This is a genomic window from Agromyces mariniharenae (assembly GCF_008122505.1).
Taxonomy (GTDB): domain Bacteria; phylum Actinomycetota; class Actinomycetes; order Actinomycetales; family Microbacteriaceae; genus Agromyces; species Agromyces mariniharenae.
In genome coordinates, this window is the sequence record NZ_VSSB01000002.1 from 572794 (window position 1) to 592628 (window position 19835).

The following is a 19835-nucleotide window of genomic DNA, read 5'->3' on the forward strand; positions in this document are numbered from 1 at the left end:
TCAGAGCTCGTTCTGCCGCGGGATCACGACCTGCTTGATGATGAGCAGGAACGATGCCGCGACCGGGATCGCGATGAGGGCGCCGAGGATGCCGAGCAGCGCCCCGCCGGCCAGTGCCGCGATGACGACGAGTGCACCGGGCACCTTCACCGCCCGGTTCATGATGCGCGGGCTCAGCACGTAGGCCTCCACCTGCATGTAGACCAGGTAGTAGATCGCCGCCACGAGGGCCGTGACGGGCGAGCCGAGCCCCGGGATGAGGCAGACCAGCACGATGATCACCGAGCCCGTCACCGTGCCGACGAGCGGCACCAGCGAGAACAGGAACGCGAGGAACGCGAGCACCGCCGGGAACGGCGCCTGGATGATCGACAGGAAGATGAAGCTGAGCACCCCGTTGACTGCCGCGAGCGACACCTGCCCGGCCACGTAGCGGCCGACCGACTGCGTGATCTGCTCGGTGAGGTCGGCGAACCGCTCTCGCCGCGAGGCCGGCACGAGCTGGTAGGTCGCGCGCTTCATGCTGTTCAGCGACGCCGCGAAGTACAGCGTGAGGATGAACACGATCACGACGGCGAAGAGGCCGGCGCCGATCGCGACCGCGACCTGCAGCACGCCGCCGGCGAGCTCGCTGAGCTTCTCGGGATTCGTGACGAACTCGTTCACCGCAGTGGTGACCTGGCGGCTGATCTCGTCGACCTGGACCTGCGGGAACTGCTCCTGCAGGCTCTCGATCCAGTCCTGCGAGTTCACGCGCGCCACGATGAACGGGATCTCGTCGACGAGCTGGCTCACCTGGTCGACCACGATGGGCACCACCGCGAGCACGAGCGCCGCGACGACGAGGCCGACGGCGGTCATCACGATGAGGATCGCGGACCAACGCGGAAGCCCCCGGCGCTCGAGCCAGCTGATCGCCGGATCGAGGCCGAGGGCCAGGAAGAGTGCCGCGCCGATGTACGCGATGATCGTCGAGAGGCTCGCGATCGACATGAGGATGAGCAGGCCGACCCCGACCCCGAGCGTTCCGATGAGGCCGATGCGGAACGCGTTCTGGATCTTCATGGGGCCGGCCGCCCGTCGGCTCAGCGGTTGTCCGCAGCCACCTGCTCGGCCTGGGTGAGCACGCCGCGGAGGCTCTCGAAGTAGCCCGCGACCGCGTCGCGCTCGATCTTGATCTGGGAGAGGCGGTCCTCGGCGTCGGCCACGAGCGCACGGGTGCGCTCCTCGGCGTCGGCGATGAGCTTGCGCGCCTGGTCGTGCGCGGCGGCCACGCGGTCGCGGGCCTCCTCGTCGGCCTTGTCGCGGACCACGGCGATCTCGCTGCGCACCTTCGCCTCGAGCCGGTCGGCCTCGGCGCGGGTCTCCGCCGTGCGCGAGTTCGTCTCGGCGAGCTCGGCGTTCGCCTCGTCGAGGAACTTCTGGGTCTGCGCCGTCGCCTCCTGCTGGGCGGCGAGGAGCTCCTGCTCGGCCTCGTCGCGCTTGGTGGCGAGCTCGGCCTCGAGGTCGAGGCGGGCCTTCTCGACCTCGCGACGCAGTCGGTTGACCTCGTGCGTGGTCTTCTTGCGCATCGCGGTGAGCTGGTTGTCGAGGTCGATGCGCGACTGCTCGGACTCCGCCTCGAAGTCGGCGCGGGCCTGCTCCTGCTCGAGGGCGAGGTCGGCGCGCATCTGGTCGAGGTCGGCGGCGTGCTTGGCGCGGATGCGCTCGAGCTCGTGCTTGAGCTTCAGGCGCGCGGCCTCGGCCTCGCGCTCGCGGTCGACCTTGGCCTGCTCCTGCTGCTGCGCGAGCTGGGCGCGACCGCCCTCGAGCTCCTTGTCGAGGTCGGTGCGGGCCTGCTCGAGCTCGTGCACGAGGGCCGCCCGGCGCTCGCTGATCTCTGCCTCGATGTCGGCGCGACCCTCTGCGGTCTCGCGCTCGAGGTCGAGGCGCGACTGCTCGGTCTCGCGGGCCAGGTCGATGCGGGCCTGCTCGGTCTCCTTGGCGAGCTCGGCACGGGCCCGGTCGAGCTCGATGGCGACCTCGGCGCGGGTCTGCTCGGTCTCCTGCGCGAGGCCGGCGGCGGTCGCGCGCGCCTCGTTCGCCTCGGTGTTCGCGGCGACCAGGATCTCCGAGGCCTTGCGCTCGGCCGACGACACGGCGGCCGACGCCTCGCGCTTCGCGCTGGAGCGGGCCTCTGCGGCCTCGGTGGCGACGGCCCCGCGGATCGAGGCGGCGTCGCGCGCGGCCTCCTGCCGGAGCTGCTCGCTCGACTCGTGCGCGCGGGAGACCATGTCGTCGACCTCGGCGCGGGCGTTCTCGAGCAGGCGGTTCGCCTGCGCGCGCGCCTCGGTGAGGGTGCGCTCGGCGAGCTCGTGCGCGTCGGAGCGCATGAGGTGCGCCTCGTCTTCAGCGGCGCGACGCAGCTTCTCGGCGTCGATGTCGGCCTGCGCGATGAGGCGGGTGGACTGCTCCTCGGCGACCCGGAGCGTGTTCTCGAGCTTGGTGCCGAGGCCCGAGAACGTGGGGCTGCCGACCTCTTCGAGCTCGGCGGTCAGTTCCTCGATGCGGGCGAGGAGGCGCTTGTTCTCCTTGCCCTGCTCGGCGAGCTGGTTGTTCGTGTTGATGACGTCGCGACGGAGCCCATTGATGCTCTTGTCGACCTCGTCCTTGTCGTATCCGCGGAACACCTGCGTGAACTCGGTCTCTTCGACGGCCATTCTTCCTCCGGGCTCTGTCCCGCGTTCGTGGGGGCTCGTGCGGGATGTGTCGATTGTAGAGGCACGCGGCATCCGCCGTGCGCGCCGTTCACAGGCGGCGGGGGATGCGCGAGCCGGTCGCCGGCGGTGCATGGCGGCCGACCCGACGCTCAGGAGGTGGTTAGGAACCTCCCAGACACCGCCGGTAGTGTGGGGTGTCTTTGTTCGAAGCCGCTCCTTGGCGGCACCGGAGGTAATGTTCGTGCGATTCGCCCTGGCAATCGTGGCATTCTTCGCCGCGGCCGTGATGATCGGGTTCGGCATCGCCCAGCGCACCGTCTTCCTCGAGCCCGACCGCGTCTCGCTGTCGACCGAGATCGAGGACGAGGCCGCGTACACGGTGATCGATCCCCAGGCCCTCGGGGCGCATCCCGGCAAGCAGACGATCACGGTCTCGGGATCCGACGCGGTCTTCGTCTCGTACGGCCGCAGCTCCGACGTGGCGGCGTGGATCGGCGACGAGCCCTACGTCGTGGTCGGCTACGACGCCGAGGCCGACGAGTTCACGAGCGAGGTCGTCGAGCCCGAGTCGACGGATGCCGCGACCGACGGCACGGCGACGGCGACGCCGCCGGCCGCCGAGCCGGTCGCTCCGGCCGTGCCCGATCCCGCGGCGTCTCCCGTCGGCTCCGACCTCTGGCTCGACGAGTTCACGGGCGAGGACGAGGTCACGACCACGATCGACGTGCCCGACGACATCTCGGTGCTGCTCGCCAGCGACGGCACCGCGCCCGCGCCGAACGACCTCGCGATCGCATGGCCGCTCGACAACGCCACGCCGTGGGCCGGCCCGCTGATCCTCGGCGGCGGCCTCGTCTTCGGCCTCGGCATCGCGCTGCTGGTCTCCGGCTTCGTGCACCACCGCCGGTCGCGCGGGCCGCGACGCAACCGGGGCAAGCTCCCCAGCGCGCCCAAGCCCTCGCGCCGCAACCAGGTCACGAGCGGTGGCCGCCGGTCCATCAGTCGCGCGAAGCGCGTGGCGATCGTCCCGCTCGTCGCGATCCCGGCGCTCGCGCTGAGCGCGTGCTCGGCCGACTACTGGCCGACGTTCGACGCGGCTCCGGCGTCGACGGCGCCCGCGACCGAGACTCCCGCGCCCACGGGGGAGGCCGAGGCGCCCGAGGAGTCCGAGGAGATGGAGCCCGCCGTCACGGTGCCGCAGATGGAGCGGATCATGCGCTCGGTCGCCGTCTCGACGAACGCGGCCGACGAGGCGCGCGACGGCAGCGCGCTCCCGGCGCGGTTCACCGGGCCCGCCCTCGAGGCGCGCATGGCGAACTACACGATCCGCAACACCCTGCCCGACCAGCCCGGCCCCACGCCGATCCCCGCCGCGCCGCTCACCCTCACGCTGCCGCAGCAGGTCGCAGGATGGCCGGCCTCGGGTCGCACGGTGCTGACGATCGCGACCAACGGCGACGACCCCACGGTGGCGCCCACCGCGCTCGTGCTGCAGCAGGACGCCCCCCGCGACAACTACAAGATCGCCTACGCGATGTCGCTCGCGCCCGACGCCGACGTGCCCGAGGTGGCGCCCGCGTCGATCGGCGCCCCGCTCATCTCGCCCGAGTTCAAGGGCCTCGTGCTGCCGCCCGGCCAGGTCGCAGCGGCCTACGCCGACGTGCTGCTGCTGGGCGACGCGTCGCAGTACGCCACGCTGTTCGACCCCGAGGGCGACGTGCTGCGCGAGCAGCTCGGCGTCACGGGCCAGCAGGCGATCAACGACGCGCTGCCGCCCACCGCGGACATCACGTTCTCGAACGTCGTCGGCGAGAGCCCGGTCGTCGCGCTCGCGACGAACGACTCCGGCGCCCTCGTGACCGCCTCGATCGAGCAGACCGAGAAGGTCACCCCGAACGACGGCGGCACCATCGGATTCGAGGCCGGCGCGCCGGGCGCCGCGCTGTCGGGCTTCACCGGGAAGAGCGCCAAGGGCGTGCAGCGCGTCATCGGCGTGCAGCTGCTGTTCTACGTGCCGAGCGTCGGCTCGGACGAGCAGATCCGGCTCCTCGGGTGGTCCGAGAGCCTGATCGGAGCATCGGAGGTACCGTGACCGACCCCACCCCGCCCGGCGGCCTCCGAGGAGCCGTCGACCTCTCCGCACTCGTGCAGCGCCAACAGCCGCAGCAGGAGGCGGCGGGCGGCGCCGCTTCGGGCGACCAGGTCGTCTTCGCGACGGATGACGCGAGCTTCGGCTCCACGCTCGAGCTGTCGCGCACCGTCCCGGTCGTCGTCGTGCTCTGGGCCACGTGGAGCGAGCAGTCGACCGAGCTCGTCGGCACGCTCGAGCGCCTCGTGCGCGCGCGCGAGGGGCGCCTCGTGCTCGCCGCCGCCGAGGCCGATCGCAGCCCGCAGCTCGTGCAGGCGTTCCAGGCGCAGGCCATCCCCACGGTCGTGGCGGTCGTCGCCGGCCAGCCCGTGCCGCTCTTCGCCGGCCTCCAGCCCGACGACGTGATCGACCAGGTGTTCGACCAGCTCCTCGAGCTCGCCGGCCAGCACGGCGTGACGGGGCGCATCGACCCCGAGGGCGGGGCCGAGGGCACCGAGCCCGCCGAGCCCGTGGAGGAGCCGCTCCCGCCGCTGCACCAGGAGGCGTACGACGCGATCGAGCGCGGCGACTACGAGGCCGCCGCGAACGCGTACCGCACCGCGATGGCGCAGGATCCGCGCGACGAGCTCGCCGTCGCCGGCCTCGCGCAGGCCAACCTCCTCGGGCGCCTGCAGGGCAGGACGCTCGACGCCATCCGGAACGCCGCGGCATCCGCCCCCGACGACCTCGACGCCCAGCTCGACGTCGCCGACCTCGACGTCTCGGGCGGGCACGTCGACGACGCGTTCGACCGACTGCTGTCCCTGTTCCCGAAGCTCGACTCCGACGGGAAGAAGCGCGTGCGCGAGCGCATCGTGGAGCTGTTCGAGGTCGTCGGCACCGAGGACCCCCGCGTCACCGCCGCCCGGCGCCGCCTGGCCAACCTGCTCTTCTAGCCGCGCTGCCTACTCGTCGAGCGTGAACCACACGGCCGCGAGCGGCGGCAGCGTGAAGACGCCCGACGCCGGTCGACCGGCCCAAGGGTCGTCGGTCGCCTCGACGCCGCCGAGGTTGCCGACGCCCGAGCCGCCGAACTCCGCGGCATCCGAGTTCAGGAGCTCGCGCCATCGACCCGCCCTGGGGAGCCCGAGCCGGAACCCCTCGTGCGGCCGGCCCGCGAAGTTCACGGCGCACAGCAGGGGCCGCCGGTCGCGGTCGTACCGCAGGAACGCGATGACGTTCTCGGATGCCGCGCCGCCCTCGACCCACTCGAATCCCGAGGAGTCGTCGTCGAGCTGCCAGAGCGCGGGCTGCTCGCGATAGGTGCGGTTGAGCGCGCCGACGAACTCGGCGAGCTGCTTGTGCGTCGGCTGGTCGAGGATCCACCAGTCGAGCCCGCGCTCCTCGCTCCACTCGCTCAGCTGCCCGAACTCCTGGCCCATGAACAGCAGCTGCTTGCCCGGGTGCGCCCACATGTACGAGAGGTAGGCGCGCACGTTCGCGAGCTGCTGCCAGTGGTCGCCCGGCATCTTGCGCAGCAGCGACCCCTTGCCGTGCACGACCTCGTCGTGGCTGATCGGCAGGATGAAGTGCTCGCTGAACGCGTACAGGAACGAGAACGTCAGGTCGTGGTGGTGGTACGACCGGTACATCGGGTCCTTCTCGACGTACTGGAGCGTGTCGTGCATCCACCCCATGTTCCACTTGTAGCCGAAGCCCAGGCCGCCCGAGCTCGTGGGGGCCGTCACGCCCGGCCAGCTGGTCGACTCCTCGGCGATCATGACGATGCCCGGGTTGCGCTTGTAGGCCGTCGCGGTGGCCTCCTGCAGGAACCCGATCGCCTCGAGGTGCTCGCGGCCGCCGTGGATGTTGGGCAGCCACTCGCCGTCCTCGCGCGAGTAGTCGAGGTACAGCATCGAGGCGACGGCGTCGACGCGCAGGCCGTCGACGTGCATCTCCTCGAGCCAGAACAGCGCGTTGGCCACGAGGAAGTTGCGCACGCGCGGGTTGCCGTAGTCGAAGACGTAGGTGCCCCAGTCCTTCTGCTCGCCGCGCCGCGGGTCGGCGTACTCGTAGAGCGCCTCGCCGTCGAAGCGCGCGAGCGCCCAGTCGTCCTTCGGGAAGTGCCCGGGCACCCAGTCCATGATCACGCCGATGCCGGCCTGATGCAGCCGGTCGATGAGGTGCTTGAGGTCGTCGGGAGAGCCGAAGCGGCTGGTCACGGCGAAGTAGCCGGTCACCTGGTAGCCCCACGAGCCGCCGAACGGATGCTCCGCGAGGGGCATGAACTCGACGTGCGTGTAGCCCAGCCACTGCACGTACTCGATCAGCTCGTCGGCCACGTCGCGGTAGCCGCGCCCGGGCCGCCAGGACCCGAGGTGCAGCTCGTAGATGCTCATCGGCTCGTTGTGCGGGTTCACCCGCGCGCGCCGCGACATCCAGTCGCCGTCGGCCCAGTCGTGCGAGCTCGTGCTGACGACGGACGCGGTCGCGGGCGCCACCTCGGCCTGCCGCGCCATCGGGTCGGCCTTCATGATCCACTCGCCCCATGCGGTCAGGATCTCGAACTTGTAGACCGTGCCGGGCTCGAGGTCGGGCACGAACAGCTCCCAGATGCCTGCTGAGCCCATGCTGCGCATGGCGTGGCCAGCGCCGTCCCACCGGTTGAACTCGCCGACGACGCGCACGGCGCGTGCTCGTGGAGCCCACACGGTGAAGCTCGTGCCGCGCACGCCCGAGCCGACGCCCCAGTGCTCGCGGTAGTGCGCGCCGAGCACGCGCCAGAGCTCCTCGTGGCGTCCCTCGCCGATGAGGTGGAGATCGAGCTCGCCGATGGTCGGGGCGAACCGGTAGGGGTCGTCGCTCGTCCACTCGTCGTCGCCGTAAACGGCCCGGATCCGGTAGTCGACGGGGCCGAAGTCGCCGGCGCCGGCCCAGATGCCGTGCCCGACGTGCTCCAGCTCGAGCACGCCGCCGCCGTCGAGGAGCGCCTCGACGCGGTCGGCGAGCGGGCGGCGCGTGCGGATCACCGTGTGGGCGCCCGGGGATCCGGCGAGGTCGAACCCGTGCTGGCCGAGCACCGCGTGCGGGTCGAAGGAGCGGCCCTCGGCGATCGCCGCGAGCTCGCCGTCGGCGACGGCGGGGCCGGTGCGCGGCATCCGCTCGCTCATCGCGACCCCCGCACCACGTGCAGCACGTGGGCCGGTCTCGTGAAGGCGTCCAGTCGCACGTAGTTCGCATCGCCCCAGTCCCAGCGGTGCCCGGTGACGAGGTCCTCGACCTCGAAGCGGGATCCGGGCTCGAGCCCGATGGCGGCCAGGTCGAGGTGCACGGTGGTCTCCCTCACGGAGTGCGGGTCGACGTTGGCGACGACGATGATCGTGTCGGCGACGCCGTCGGGGGTGAAGCGCCCGTCGAGGTGCTTCGAGTACACGAGCACCGAGTCGTCCTCGCTGCTGTGGAACCGGATGTTGCGCAACTGCCCGAGTGCGGGGTGGTCGGCGCGGATGCGGTTGAGGATGCCGAGGTACAGCGCGAGCGAACGGCCCTCCTTCTCGGCGGCCGCGAAGTCGCGCGGCTTGTACTCGTACTTCTCGTTGTCGATGGCCTCCTCGGCGCCGGGCCGGGCGACCGACTCGAAGAGCTCGAAGCCCGCGTAGACGCCCCAGAGCGGCGCGGCGGTCGCGGCCACGGTGGCGCGCACCGTGAACGCCGCCGGGCCGCCGAACTGCAGGTACTCGGTGAGGATGTCGGGGGTGTTCACGAACAGGTTCGGCCGCATGAAGTCCGCCGTCTCCTGCGACACCGAGGTGAGGAACTCCTCGAGCTCCTGCTTCGTGTTCCGCCAGGTGAAGTACGAGTAGGACTGCTGGAAGCCCACCATCGCGAGCGCCTGCATCATCGCGGGGCGCGTGAACGCCTCGGCGAGGAACACCACGTCGGGATCCTCGGCGTTCACGGTGCCGATGAGGCGCTCCCAGAACGCGAGGGGCTTCGTGTGCGGGTTGTCGACGCGGAAGATGCGCACGCCCTGCTTGATCCAGTGCCGCACGACGCGGAGGACCTCGTCGTAGATCCCCTCGGGGTCGTCGTCGAAGTTGACCGGGTAGATGTCCTGGTACTTCTTCGGCGGGTTCTCCGCGTAGCGGATGGTGCCGTCGGGCAGCTGGGTGAACCAGTCGGGATGCTCCGCCACCCACGGGTGGTCGGGGGAGGCCTGCAGGGCGAGATCGAGCGCGACCTCGATGCCGAGGGCCGCCGCTCGGCGCACGAAGGCCCGGAAGTCGGCGAGCGTGCCGAGGTCGGGGTGGATCGCGTCGTGGCCGCCCTCGGCGGCGCCGATGGCCCACGGCGATCCCGGATCCTGCGGGCCCGGGTCGAGCGTGTTGTTGCGGCCCTTGCGATTCGTGACGCCGATGGGATGGATCGGCGGCAGGTACACGACGTCGAAGCCCATGGCGGCGACGCCGTCGAGGCGCTTCGCGGCGGTGCGGAACGTGCCGCTCTTCCAGCGGCCGTCGCGGAACCGCTTGGCCCCCTCCGAACGCGGGAAGAACTCGTACCAGGCGCCGACGCCGGCGCGGCGGCGCTCGACGAGGATCTCGTGCTCGGGCGTGTCGCTCGTGAGGCGCGCGAGTGGCCAGCCCGCGAACAGGCCGAGCACCGGCGAGTCGATGAGGGCGCGGCGCTCGGCCGGCGACATCGTGTCGTCGCGCAGGGCGGTCGCCAGCGCCGCGAGCCGGCGACGGGCGGCGACGGGTCGCGCCTTCTCGTCGGCGGCGCGATCGAGCAGGCGCGCGCCGATCTCGTACATGAGCTCGACGTCGACGCCCGCGTCCACCTTCAGGGCGGCGTCGTGCCGCCACGTGGCGACCTCGTCGTCGAAGCCTCTGACGTGCCAGCGCCAGACGCCGCGCTCGTCGAGGAGCACCTGCGCCTCCCACCGGTCGGTGCCGGCGGTCAGCGGCGACATCCGCTCGTGGCGCACCGTGCCCGACGGGCTCGTGATCACGAGCATGGCGCCGACCTGGTCGTGGCCCTCGCGGAAGACCGTGGCCCGGAACGGCACGACCTCGCCCTCGTACGCCTTGGGTCTCCACCGCCCGTCGGGGAGGGCTGGGGTGACCCGGGTCACCGGGATGCGGCCGGCCTGCACTGCGTGGGTCGTCACGCATCCGACCGTAGCGCGGAATGGGCGTCCGCGTCGCGGGGTTGCCGTTCACACATTCGACACGCGTGCGACTTAGGGTGGAGCGCGTGAAGCCCATCCGCAAGTTCACCGTCCGGGCCGTGGTGCCCGGCTCGCTCTCCGCGCTCGAGGAGCTCGCCGGCAACCTCCGCTGGTCGTGGCACGAGCCGACGAAGCGCCTGTTCGAGCACATCGACCCCGAGCTCTGGCGCACGTCGCGGCGTGATCCCGTGGCGTTCCTCGGCGAGGTCGACCCGGCGCGGCTCGACCGGCTCGCGGCCGAGGACGGGTACGTCGAGTGGGCGGAGCGCGAGCGGGCGGGCCTTCGCGAGTACCTCTCGGAGCCGCGCTGGTTCCAGTCGCTCGGCACGGATGCGCCGCGGCTCGTCGCGTACTTCTCGCCCGAGTTCGGCATCACCGCGGCGCTGCCGCAGTACTCCGGCGGACTCGGCATCCTCGCGGGCGACCACCTGAAGGCGGCATCCGACCTCGGCGTGCCGCTGCTCGGCGTCGGCCTGTTCTACAAGGCCGGCTACTTCTCCCAGTCGATCTCGCCCGACGGCTGGCAGCAGGAGCGCTACCCGGTGCTCGACCCCGACGGCCTCCCGCTCTCGGTGCTGCGCCGCCCCGACGGCTCGCCCGTGCAGGTCACGCTCGCCCTGCCCGACGACGCCGCGCTGCACGCGCGCGTGTGGAAGGCCGCTGTCGGCCGGATCACGCTGCTCCTGCTCGACACCGACATCCCCGCCAACGACGACGAGCTGCGCTCGGTCACCGATCGCCTGTACGGCGGCGGCGGCGAGCACCGCCTGCTCCAGGAGCTGCTGCTGGGCGTGGGCGGCGCGCGCGCCGTGCGCGCCTACACCGAACTGAGCGGCGGCCCGGCCCCCGACGTGTTCCACATGAACGAGGGTCACGCGGGCTTCCTCGGGCTCGAGCGCATCGCGACGCACATCGCCGAGGGGCGCTCGTTCGCCGAGGCGCTGCAGCTCGTGCGCGCCGGCACGGTGTTCACGACCCACACGCCGGTGCCCGCGGGCATCGACCGGTTCGACCGCGGCCTGGTCGAGCGCTACCTCACGAGCTCGCTGCTGCCCGGCGTCGATCCCGCCGACGCCCTCGCGCTGGGCGTGGAGCCCGACGCCGACCCGGCGACGAGCCCGTTCAACATGGCGGTCATGGGCCTGCGGCTCGCGCAGCGCGCGAACGGCGTGTCGAAGCTGCACGGCCAGGTCAGCCGCCGGATGTTCGGCGACCTCTGGCCCGGGTTCGACGCCGACGACGTGCCGATCGCGTCGATCACGAACGGCGTGCACGCGCCGACGTGGACCGACCCCGCGCTCATCGGGCTCGCGGAGTCGCGGCTCGGCACCGGCGACACCGAGCACGCCGACTGGAACAGCGCCGCGCTGAGCGACGGCGAGCTCTGGGCGGTCAAGCGGGGCATGCGCCTGCAGCTCGTGGAGGATGCGCGGCGGCGCCTGCGCGCGGCGTGGGCGGAGCAGCATCCGGGCAGCCAGGCGCCCTCGTGGGTCTCGCGGGTGCTCGACCCCGACACGCTCACCGTCGGCTTCGCGCGGCGCGTGCCGACGTACAAGCGCCTCACCCTCATGCTCAGCGACCCCGAGCGGCTGAAGGCGATCCTCACGAACCGCGAGCGGCCCGTGCAGTTCGTGATCGCCGGCAAGTCGCACCCCGCCGACGACGAGGGCAAGCGCCTCATCCAGCAGCTCGTGCAGTTCGCGCAGCAGCCAGAGCTCCGCGAGCGCATCGTGTTCCTGCCCGACTACGACATGGGCATGGCCGAACTGCTCTACCCGGGCTGCGACGTGTGGCTCAACAACCCGCTGCGCCCGCTCGAGGCGTGCGGCACGTCGGGCATGAAGGCCGCCATGAACGGTGCCCTGAACCTGTCGATCCTCGACGGCTGGTGGGCCGAGTACGCGGGCGACGACTACGGCTGGGTGATCCCGTCGGCGGATGCCGCGGGCGATGCCGGCGAGCGCGACGCCCTCGAGGCCGCTGCCCTCTACGAGCTCCTCGAGCACCGCGTCGCGACCCGGTACTACGAGCGCGACGGCGACGGCGTGCCCGTGGAGTGGGTGCGCCGCGTGCGGCAGACGCTCACGACCCTCGCGCCCGAGCTCGGCGCCGACCGCATGGTGCGCCAGTACGTCGAGGAGCTCTACCGCCCGGCGGCCGAGCAGGCGGCCCGCGTCGAGGCCGACGGCGACCGCGGCGCGCGCGAGCTCGCGGCGTTCGGTGCGCGGGTCCGCGCCTCGTGGCCGAAGGTGCAGGTCGTGCACGTCGAGTCGGGCGGCGTCGAGTCGCCGCACGTCGGCGACGAGCTCAACCTGCGCGCCTACGTGGAGCTCGACGGCCTCGCTCCCGACGACGTCGCGGTCGAGGTCGTCTACGGCCGCAGCCGCAGCGACGAGTCGATCGAGGGCGTGCGCCGCACGACGCTCGAGCCCGACCGGTCGACGGATGCCGCGAGCGCCTCGGGCCCGCGGCTCTACACGGGCACGGTGGTGCTCGACCGCGCCGGCGCGTTCGGGTACACGGTGCGGGTGGTGCCGCGGCATCCGCTGCTCACGTCGCCGGCGGAGCTGGGGCTCGTCGCGGTCGCCGCGTGACGCGGCGACACGCGCCCCCGTGCGTCAGCGCCCGCGGGCGATGGGCGCGTACCGGCCGTCGGTGACGGCGAGCAGGTCGTCGGGCGCGAGCTCGAGGTCGAGTCCGCGACGGCCGCCCGAGACGAGGATCGTCTCGCAGAGGATCGCGGACTCGTCGAGGACGGTCGGCAGCGCGGTCTTCTGGCCGATCGGGCTGATGCCCCCCACGACGTAGCCGGTCTTGCGCTCGGCGACCGCCGGGTCGGCCATCTCGGCGCGCTTGCCGCCGAGCGCCTGCGCGAGCGCCTTGAGGTCGAGCTGCTGCGCGACCGGGACGATGCCCACCGCGAGCGCGCCGTCGACGTTCGCGAGCAGCGTCTTGAACACGCGGTCGGGGTCGATGCCGAGCTTCTCGGCCGCCTCGAGTCCGTAGGCGGTGGCACGGGGGTCGTGCTCGTAGGCGTGGGCGGTGAAGACGACGCCCGCACGGGCGAGCGCGACGGTCGCGGGCGTGCCCGCCGAGGCATCCGCTCGCTTGGCCATCAGGACTCGGCCTCGGAAGCGCGTACGGCGCGCGGCGTCGGCCGCTCGCCGTCGGCCCGGAACAGGTGCATCGACAGCGGCGGGATCGCCAGCACGTCGCCCGGCGCATGCACGGTCGGGTCGTCGATCGGCTCCTCGCCGGCCGAGTCCCAGAGCCGTGAGTAGCCCGTGACGCCCTCGTGGTCGGGGAGGACGACCTCGGTCGCCTCCTCGTGCGCGTGCACGACGAGCAGGATGCGGTTGAACGCCTCGAACTCGGGCGTCGACGCGGCGAGGAACTGGAGCGTGCGCTGCTCGGGCGAGTTCCAGTCGTCGATCGTCATGGTGGTGCCCTCGGCGTTGAACCAGTCCATCTGCGAGGCGCTCGGGATCGTCTCGCCGAACCGGCCGAACCGCACCGGACGCAGCGCGGGGTTCTCGGCGCGGAGCCGCAGCAGCCGCCGCACGGTCGCGAGCAGGCCGGCATCGCGCTCGTCGTCGCGCCACGTGAGCCACGTGAGCTCGGAGTCGTGGCAGTACGCGTTGTTGTTGCCGCGCTGGCTGCGGCCGTACTCGTCGCCCGCCGTGATCATGGGCACGCCGGCCGAGAGCAGCAGCGTGCCGAGCAGGTTCCGGATGCTGCGCCGACGCGCCGCGAGGATGGCCGGGTCGTCGGTGTCGCCCTCGACGCCGTGGTTGTACGAGTTGTTGTGGTCGGCGCCGTCGCGGTTCTGCTCGCCGTTGCCGAGGTTGTGCTTCATGTCGTACGCGGTGAGGTCGGCGAGCGTGAAGCCGTCGTGCGCGGTCACGAAGTTCAGGCTCGCGAGCGGGCCGCGCTCCTGCGAGAAGGTGTTCGAGGAACCGGCGAGTCGCGTGGCGAATCGCCCGATGCCGCTGCCCGCCGAGACCGTCTCGCGCTCGCGGCGCAGGTCGCCGAGCCAGAAGTCGCGCATGCGGTCGCGGTAGCGGTCGTTCCACTCGCTGAAGCCCGCCGGGAAGTCACCCGTCCGCCAGCCGCCGGGGCCGACGTCCCACGGCTCGGCGATGAGCTTCGAGGCGCCGATCACCGGGTCCTCGAGCATGCCGCGCAGCAGCGGGTGGTCGGGCGTGTACGCGCCGTGATCGTCGCGTCCGAGGGTGGCGGCGAGGTCGAGCCGGAAGCCGTCGACCTGGAGCTCCTCGGCGAAGTAGCGCATCGAGTCGAGCACGAGCCGCTGCGGCGCTGCGTGCCCGAAGTCGAGGGTGTTGCCGCATCCGGTGGTGTCGACGTAGCGGCCGTGGGCGTCGTGCCGGTAGTACGACGCGTTGTCGATGCCGCGGAACGAGTACGTCGGGCCGCGACGGCCCTCCTCGGCCGTGTGGTTGTACACCACGTCGAGCACGACCTCGAGCCCCGCCTCGTGCAGCCGGCGCACCATGCCCGCGAACTCGCGCCGCACGGCGTGCGCGCCCGCCGCCTGCGCCGCGGCGGTCGCATAGGGTGCGTGCGCCGCGAAGAAGCCGAGCGTGTTGTAGCCCCAGTAGTTCGGCCGGCCCTGCCGCACCAGCCGCTCCTCGGAGACGAACGCCTGCGCGGGCAGCAGCTCGACGGTCGTGACCCCGAGGCCCGTGAGGTACTCGAGCGAGGCGTCGTGCGCGAGCCCGGCGTACGTGCCGCGCAGCGGCTCGGGGATGGCCGTGTTGAGCTTCGAGAAGCCGCGCACGTGCGCCTCGTAGACGACCGTGTGGTCGAGTGGGACGCGCGGCTTGGCCGTGCCCGTCCAGTCGAAGCCGTCGTCGACGAGCGAGGCCATGGCCACGCCGCGCCACGATCCGTCGGCCGCGGCGGTGAGGCCGCGCGCGTACGGGTCGAGCAATGTGTGCACCGGGTTGAACGCGTGCTCGACGCCCGGGGGGCCGTCGACGCGCAGTCCGTAGCGCGCACCCGGCACGAGCTTCGCCGAGCGGCCCTCCCACACCCCGTGCCCGTCTCGCACGAGCGGGGTGCGCTCGACCGCCCAGTCGAGGTCGCCGTCGGCGAACACCACGAGGTCGATCGACGACGCGTGCTCGGACCAGACCCGGATGGCCCCGCCCTCCGCGCCCGTCCGGACGCCGAGGTCGTGCAGGGGGCCGGACGCGGACATGCGATCTACAGTAGTTCGTAGTGCAAGCGCTCCCACGCGCGGACGCGAGGTGCCGCGCACGGGCCCGAGCGGGGGAGGAGGTCCGCCATGGTCTACCTCGACCACGCCGCGACCACCCCCATGCGGCCCGAGGCGATCGAGGCGCTCACGTCGGCGCTCGCCGTCGTCGGCAACCCCTCGTCGATCCACAGCGCAGGCCAGCAGGCCAAGCGGCTCCTCGAGGAATCGCGCGAGCGCATCGCCGCGACGCTCGGCGCCGACGCCATCGAGGTGATCTTCACGGGCAACGGCACCGAGGCCGTCAACCTCGCGATCAAGGGGCTGTGGTGGAGCCGGCAGGCGTCGGCGCCGACCGGTCGTCCGCGGTCGCGCATCCTCGTCCCGGCGGGGGAGCACCACGCCACCCTCGACACGATCGAGTGGCTCGCGACGCACGAGGGCGCCGAGATCGACGAGGTGCCGCTCGACGGACTGGGTCGGCTGCGGCTCGACCTGCTCGAGGCCGAGCTCGCCCGCGACGCGGCATCCGTGGCGCTCGTGACCATGCTGTGGGCCAACAACGAGGTGGGCACGATCCAGCCCGTCGAGGAGGTCGCCCGGCTCACGGCTCGCGCGGGCGTGCCGCTGCACGTCGACGCGATCGCCGCGTACGGGCAGCTGCCGATCGACCTCCACGGGCTGCGACGGGCGACGGATGCCCCGCGCGGCGCCGGTCTCGTCGCCCTCAGCGTCTCGGCGCACAAGATCGGCGGCCCCGCCGGCATCGGCGCGCTCGTCCTCGACCGGTCGGCGGTCGTGGAGCCGCTCATCCACGGCGGGGGGCAGCAGCGCCGCCTGCGCTCGGGGACGCAGGACGTGGCCGCGGCGGCCGGCTTCGCCGCGGCGGCGACGTGCGTGCACGGGCGGCTCGACGACGACGCGCGGCGGATGTCGGCGCTGCGCGACCGCCTTATCGCGGGCGCGCTCGCCGCGGTGCCCGAGGCGCGGCTCTCGGGCGATCCGGGCCCTGACGGGCGTCTGCCGGGGAACGTGCACCTCTCGTTCCCGGGCTGCGAGGGCGACTCGCTGCTGTTCCTGCTGGATGCCGCGGGCGTCGCGGTCTCGACGGGATCGGCATGCCAGGCGGGAGTGCCCGAGCCCTCGCACGTGCTCATGGCCATGGGCCGGTCGGAGTCCGACGCGCGCGGCGCGCTGCGGATCACCCTCGGCCACGATTCCACCGAGGCGGACGTCGACGCGTTCCTCGCGGCGTTGCCGGCCGCGTACGCGCAGGCGGCGAAGGCCGGCCTCGCCGGCCGGCTCACGTCGTTCGGTCGCTGATCGGGCCCCGGGGCATCCGCTCAAGCACCCCTGTGACCCGCGTGCCGCCCGAATTCAGGAAGAACCGTGCAGCTCGCGGCGTGTCCGCCCGAGCACGACGGCGTGTCGCTCGAATCTTCCTGCATTCGGGAAGGAGACCTGCGCGGGGCATCCGTTCAGGACCGGTTTCGTACACTGGAACGATGCGAGTCCTTGCAGCGATGAGCGGCGGCGTCGACAGCGCCGTGGCCGCAGCGCGCGCGGTGGAGGCGGGCCACGACGTGGTCGGCGTGCACCTCGCGCTCAGTCGCATGCCCGGAACGCTGCGCACCGGCAGCCGCGGCTGCTGCACGATCGAGGACTCGATGGACGCGCAGCGCGCGGCGAACGTCCTCGGCATCCCCTATTACGTGTGGGACTTCTCGGAGCGGTTCAAGGCCGACGTCGTCGACGACTTCATCGCCGAGTACTCGGCGGGCCGCACGCCCAACCCGTGCATGCGGTGCAACGAGCGCATCAAGTTCGCCGCCCTCCTCGAGAAGGCGCTGGCGCTCGGCTTCGACGCGGTCTGCACGGGCCACTACGCGACGATCGTGACGGATGCCGCGGGCAACCGCGAGCTCCACCGCGCGAGCGCCTGGGCGAAGGACCAGTCCTACGTCCTCGGCGTGCTCACGGCCGAGCAGCTCGCGCACGCGTACTTCCCGCTCGGCGACACCCCCTCGAAGCAGCTCGTGCGCGAGGAGGCGGGGCGCCGCGGCCTGAGCGTGGCGCAGAAGCCCGACTCGCACGACATCTGCTTCATCCCCGACGGCGACACGAAGGGCTGGCTCGCCGAGCACGTCGGCGAGGCGCCGGGCGACATCGTCGATCGGTCCGGAGCCGTCGTCGGCGCGCACGAGGGCGCGCACGCCTACACGGTCGGCCAGCGCCGCGGCCTCCGCCTCGGCACGCCGGCGCCCGACGGCAGGCCTCGATTCGTGCTCGAGGTCCGTCCGAAGGAGAACACGGTCGTCGTCGGTCCCAAGGCGGCGCTCGCGACGGCGGAGATCGCCGGTTCGCGCTTCACGTGGGCCGGGATGCCGCCGGTCGATCCTGCGACGCCGTTCGCGTGCGAGGTGCAGATCCGCGCGCACGCCGATCCCGTGCCCGCGACGGCGGTCGTCGCCGACGGCGAGCTCGTGATCACGCCCGGGCAGCCGCTCGACGGCGTCGCACCCGGCCAGACCGCGGTCGTCTACGTCGGCACTCGCGTGCTCGGGCAGTGCACCATCGACCGCACGGTGAGCGCCATCCCCGTCGACGCCTGACGAACGGCGTCCCTGCACCGTCATCGGTGCGATCGCGCGCGCACATGGAGTACCGTTCGCGGGCCTGTCAAGGCCTGTGCGGACGGGCGTCCCGCCGCGTAGATTCACGGCTGCGCCGACCCGATGGCGCGACCCCGATGACGAGAGGATCCACCGTGAGCACCCCACGAGAGCCCGCTGATCGACCCTCGGAACGAACGAACGCCGCCTCAGGCGACACCATCGCGATGCCCGCGGCTGAGCGGAGGGACGCCGCGTACACGGGCGTCGACCGCGACGGCGACGGCGTCGACGACCGCCGCGAGGTCGGCGTCGACCGCGACCGCGACGGCGACGGGATCGACGACCGGCGCGAGGTCGCCGTCGACCGAGACCATGACGGCATCGACGACCGCCGCGAGGCCGGCATCGATCGCGACGGCGACGGCATCGACGACCGCCGCGAGGCCGGCATCGATCGCGACGGCGACGGCATCGACGACCGCCGCGAGGCCGGCATCGATCGCGACGGCGACGGCATCGACGACCGGCGCGAGGCCGCCGCAGGCCAGGACGACGTGCACGCCCGGCCGCACGCCGCGGATCTCGCCGCCGAGCGGCACCAGGTCGCCGCCCGCGAGCGCGAGGCGTTCGGCGGCGTGAAGATCGGCGCGTCCTTCTTCGGCTGGCTCACCGCCTTCGGCATGGCGACGCTGCTCACCGCGCTCCTCGCCGCGACCGGCGCAGCACTGGGCCTGGGCGTGGAGGACGTGGACGCTGCCGCGGACCAGGTCGGCCTCGACGCCGGCACCATCGGCTGGATCGGCGCGATCGCGCTCCTGCTCATCCTGTTCCTGGCGTACTACTGCGGCGGCTACGTGGCCGGTCGCATGGCCCGGTTCAACGGCGTGGCGCAGGGCCTCGCGGTCTGGGTCTGGGCGCTCGTCATCGCGATCGTCGTCGCCCTGCTCGGCGTGGTGATCGGCAGCCGGTTCGACGTCTTCGCCGACCTCAACTTCTTCCCGCGCCTGCCGCTGAGCGAGGGCGACCTCACGGTGGCCGGCATCATCACCGCGATCGTGGTCGCCATCGCGAGCCTGGGGGGCGCGATCCTCGGCGGCAAGGCGGGCACGCACTACCACCGCAAGGTCGACCGGGCCGGCTTCGGCGGCTGATCGGCGGGCGGATGCCGCGTGGCCGACCACGCGGCATCCGTCATGCCCGGGGCGCCTCGCCTCGCGGTCGCGAGGCGCTTCGCGTAGATTCACGCTGGCGCTCCCCCCGGCGCCGAGCGAGTGATGAGGAGAACCTGTGAACTACCCGCTGTACCCCGCCGCCCCCGACCGCGACCCCGCCGAGCCCTTCCGGAACCTGGACCTCGCGCCCTCGACCCGCCCCGTCGCCACCATCGATTCCAGCCCCGGAGCGTGGGAGGACGTGGCCGACCCGATGACGCTCACGACCGACGAGGTCATCGAACGCCAGCGCGAGCGATTCGGCGGCGTCAAGGTCGGCTCCGCCTTCTTCGGGTGGCTCACCGCCACGGCCACCTTCGCCATCCTCAGCGGAATCGCCACCGCCGTCGGCGTCGTGCTCGGACTCGACGTGCGCAACCCCATGCTCTTCGCCCGCGAGCTCCCGCTCGACCTCCAGACGGTCGGTTGGATCGGCGCCGGCACGCTGCTCGTGGTGCTGTTCGCCGCCTACTACTGCGGCGGGTACGTCGCCGGCCGCATGGCGCGCTTCAGCGGCGTCGCCCAGGGCATCGCGGTCTGGGTGTGGACCATCGCGATCGGGATCGTGATCGCGGTCATCGGCTTCGTGCTCGGCCTGTTCGACGAGCCCGTCGGCCGGGACCTGATCGGACGCATCCCGCTTTCCGACGACCTGCTGACCATCGCGGGCATCGTCGCGGCCGTGGTGGTCGCCGTGGTGAGCCTCGGCGGAGCGATCCTCGGCGGCGTCGTCGGCGTGCGGTACCACCGTCGCGTCGATCACGTCGTCGACGACGAGTAGCCGGCGCGCGCGT

General features: G+C 72.4%; 13 protein-coding genes. 7 read left to right on the plus strand and 6 right to left on the minus strand.

What is annotated here, in order from left to right:
* Positions 1 to 1065 (minus strand): AI-2E family transporter, encoded by a 1065-nt coding sequence (locus FYC51_RS15965; RefSeq protein ID WP_148734765.1) that lies wholly within the window; start codon positions 1063 to 1065, stop codon positions 1 to 3.
* A gap of 20 nt (positions 1066 to 1085) precedes the next feature.
* Positions 1086 to 2699, minus strand: a complete 1614-nt coding sequence (locus tag FYC51_RS15970) for a DivIVA domain-containing protein (protein ID WP_148734766.1) — start codon at positions 2697 to 2699, stop codon at positions 1086 to 1088.
* 262 nt (positions 2700 to 2961) lie between these two features.
* Between FYC51_RS15970 and FYC51_RS19660 the strand changes: the two genes are divergently transcribed.
* On the plus strand, positions 2962 to 4791 hold the full coding sequence (locus FYC51_RS19660; RefSeq protein ID WP_238476419.1) for a DUF8094 domain-containing protein: 1830 nt from the start codon (positions 2962 to 2964) through the stop codon (positions 4789 to 4791).
* Positions 4788 to 5723: a tetratricopeptide repeat protein gene (locus tag FYC51_RS19665; protein WP_238476420.1), complete on the plus strand. Its 936-nt coding sequence runs from the start codon at positions 4788 to 4790 to the stop codon at positions 5721 to 5723. The genes FYC51_RS19660 and FYC51_RS19665 overlap by 4 nt, the downstream gene beginning before the upstream one ends.
* Positions 5724 to 5732: 9 nt before the next feature.
* On the opposite strand, the gene glgB is transcribed toward FYC51_RS19665, so the two are convergent.
* Together glgB and FYC51_RS15985 are read right to left on the minus strand one after the other, a co-directional pair.
* On the minus strand, positions 5733 to 7925 hold the full coding sequence (glgB, locus tag FYC51_RS15980) for a 1,4-alpha-glucan branching protein GlgB (RefSeq protein WP_238476421.1): 2193 nt from the start codon (positions 7923 to 7925) through the stop codon (positions 5733 to 5735).
* An 8-nt stretch (positions 7926 to 7933) separates the two neighbouring features.
* Positions 7934 to 9937 (minus strand): alpha-1,4-glucan--maltose-1-phosphate maltosyltransferase, encoded by a 2004-nt coding sequence (locus tag FYC51_RS15985; protein ID WP_187432697.1) that lies wholly within the window; start codon positions 9935 to 9937, stop codon positions 7934 to 7936.
* Between the two features lie 86 nt (positions 9938 to 10023).
* On the opposite strand from FYC51_RS15985, the gene glgP reads away from it, so the two are divergent.
* A complete protein-coding gene (gene glgP / locus FYC51_RS15990) occupies positions 10024 to 12591 on the plus strand; it encodes an alpha-glucan family phosphorylase (RefSeq protein ID WP_148734768.1) in 2568 nt (855 codons plus the stop codon).
* A 24-nt stretch (positions 12592 to 12615) separates the two neighbouring features.
* Here the strand turns inward: glgP and ybaK are convergent, their stop codons facing one another.
* Both ybaK and glgX read right to left on the minus strand, forming a co-directional pair.
* Positions 12616 to 13113, minus strand: coding sequence for a Cys-tRNA(Pro) deacylase (ybaK, locus tag FYC51_RS15995; RefSeq protein WP_148734769.1), 498 nt, complete (start codon positions 13111 to 13113; stop codon positions 12616 to 12618).
* Positions 13113 to 15218, minus strand: a complete 2106-nt coding sequence (gene glgX, locus FYC51_RS16000) for a glycogen debranching protein GlgX (RefSeq protein ID WP_148734770.1) — start codon at positions 15216 to 15218, stop codon at positions 13113 to 13115. The genes ybaK and glgX overlap by 1 nt, the downstream gene beginning before the upstream one ends.
* A gap of 87 nt (positions 15219 to 15305) precedes the next feature.
* Here glgX and FYC51_RS16005 point away from each other — a divergent pair, with 87 nt between their 5' ends.
* From FYC51_RS16005 to FYC51_RS16025, 4 genes are all read left to right on the plus strand, one after another.
* Positions 15306 to 16538: a cysteine desulfurase family protein gene (locus tag FYC51_RS16005; RefSeq protein WP_148734771.1), complete on the plus strand. Its 1233-nt coding sequence runs from the start codon at positions 15306 to 15308 to the stop codon at positions 16536 to 16538.
* A gap of 182 nt (positions 16539 to 16720) precedes the next feature.
* On the plus strand, positions 16721 to 17827 hold the full coding sequence (mnmA, locus tag FYC51_RS16010; protein WP_148734772.1) for a tRNA 2-thiouridine(34) synthase MnmA: 1107 nt from the start codon (positions 16721 to 16723) through the stop codon (positions 17825 to 17827).
* A gap of 155 nt (positions 17828 to 17982) precedes the next feature.
* Complete coding sequence (locus FYC51_RS19845; protein ID WP_338014709.1) at positions 17983 to 18981, plus strand: hypothetical protein; 999 nt, start codon at positions 17983 to 17985, stop codon at positions 18979 to 18981.
* Between the two features lie 136 nt (positions 18982 to 19117).
* The gene (locus tag FYC51_RS16025; protein ID WP_148734773.1) at positions 19118 to 19822 is read left to right on the plus strand and encodes a hypothetical protein; all 705 of its coding nucleotides are present in this window, start codon (positions 19118 to 19120) and stop codon (positions 19820 to 19822) included.
* Positions 19823 to 19835: the final 13 nt, after the last annotated feature.

Coding starts and splice junctions, on each gene's coding strand:
- FYC51_RS15965 (WP_148734765.1), bottom strand. CDS start 1,065: ATGAAGATCCAGAACGCGTTCCGCATCGGCCTCATCGGAACGCTCGGG.
- FYC51_RS15970 (WP_148734766.1), bottom strand. CDS start 2,699: ATGGCCGTCGAAGAGACCGAGTTCACGCAGGTGTTCCGCGGATACGAC.
- glgB (WP_238476421.1), bottom strand. CDS start 7,925: ATGCCGCGCACCGGCCCCGCCGTCGCCGACGGCGAGCTCGCGGCGATC.
- ybaK (WP_148734769.1), bottom strand. CDS start 13,113: ATGGCCAAGCGAGCGGATGCCTCGGCGGGCACGCCCGCGACCGTCGCG.
- glgX (WP_148734770.1), bottom strand. CDS start 15,218: ATGTCCGCGTCCGGCCCCCTGCACGACCTCGGCGTCCGGACGGGCGCG.
- FYC51_RS16005 (WP_148734771.1), top strand. CDS start 15,306: ATGGTCTACCTCGACCACGCCGCGACCACCCCCATGCGGCCCGAGGCG.
- mnmA (WP_148734772.1), top strand. CDS start 16,721: ATGCGAGTCCTTGCAGCGATGAGCGGCGGCGTCGACAGCGCCGTGGCC.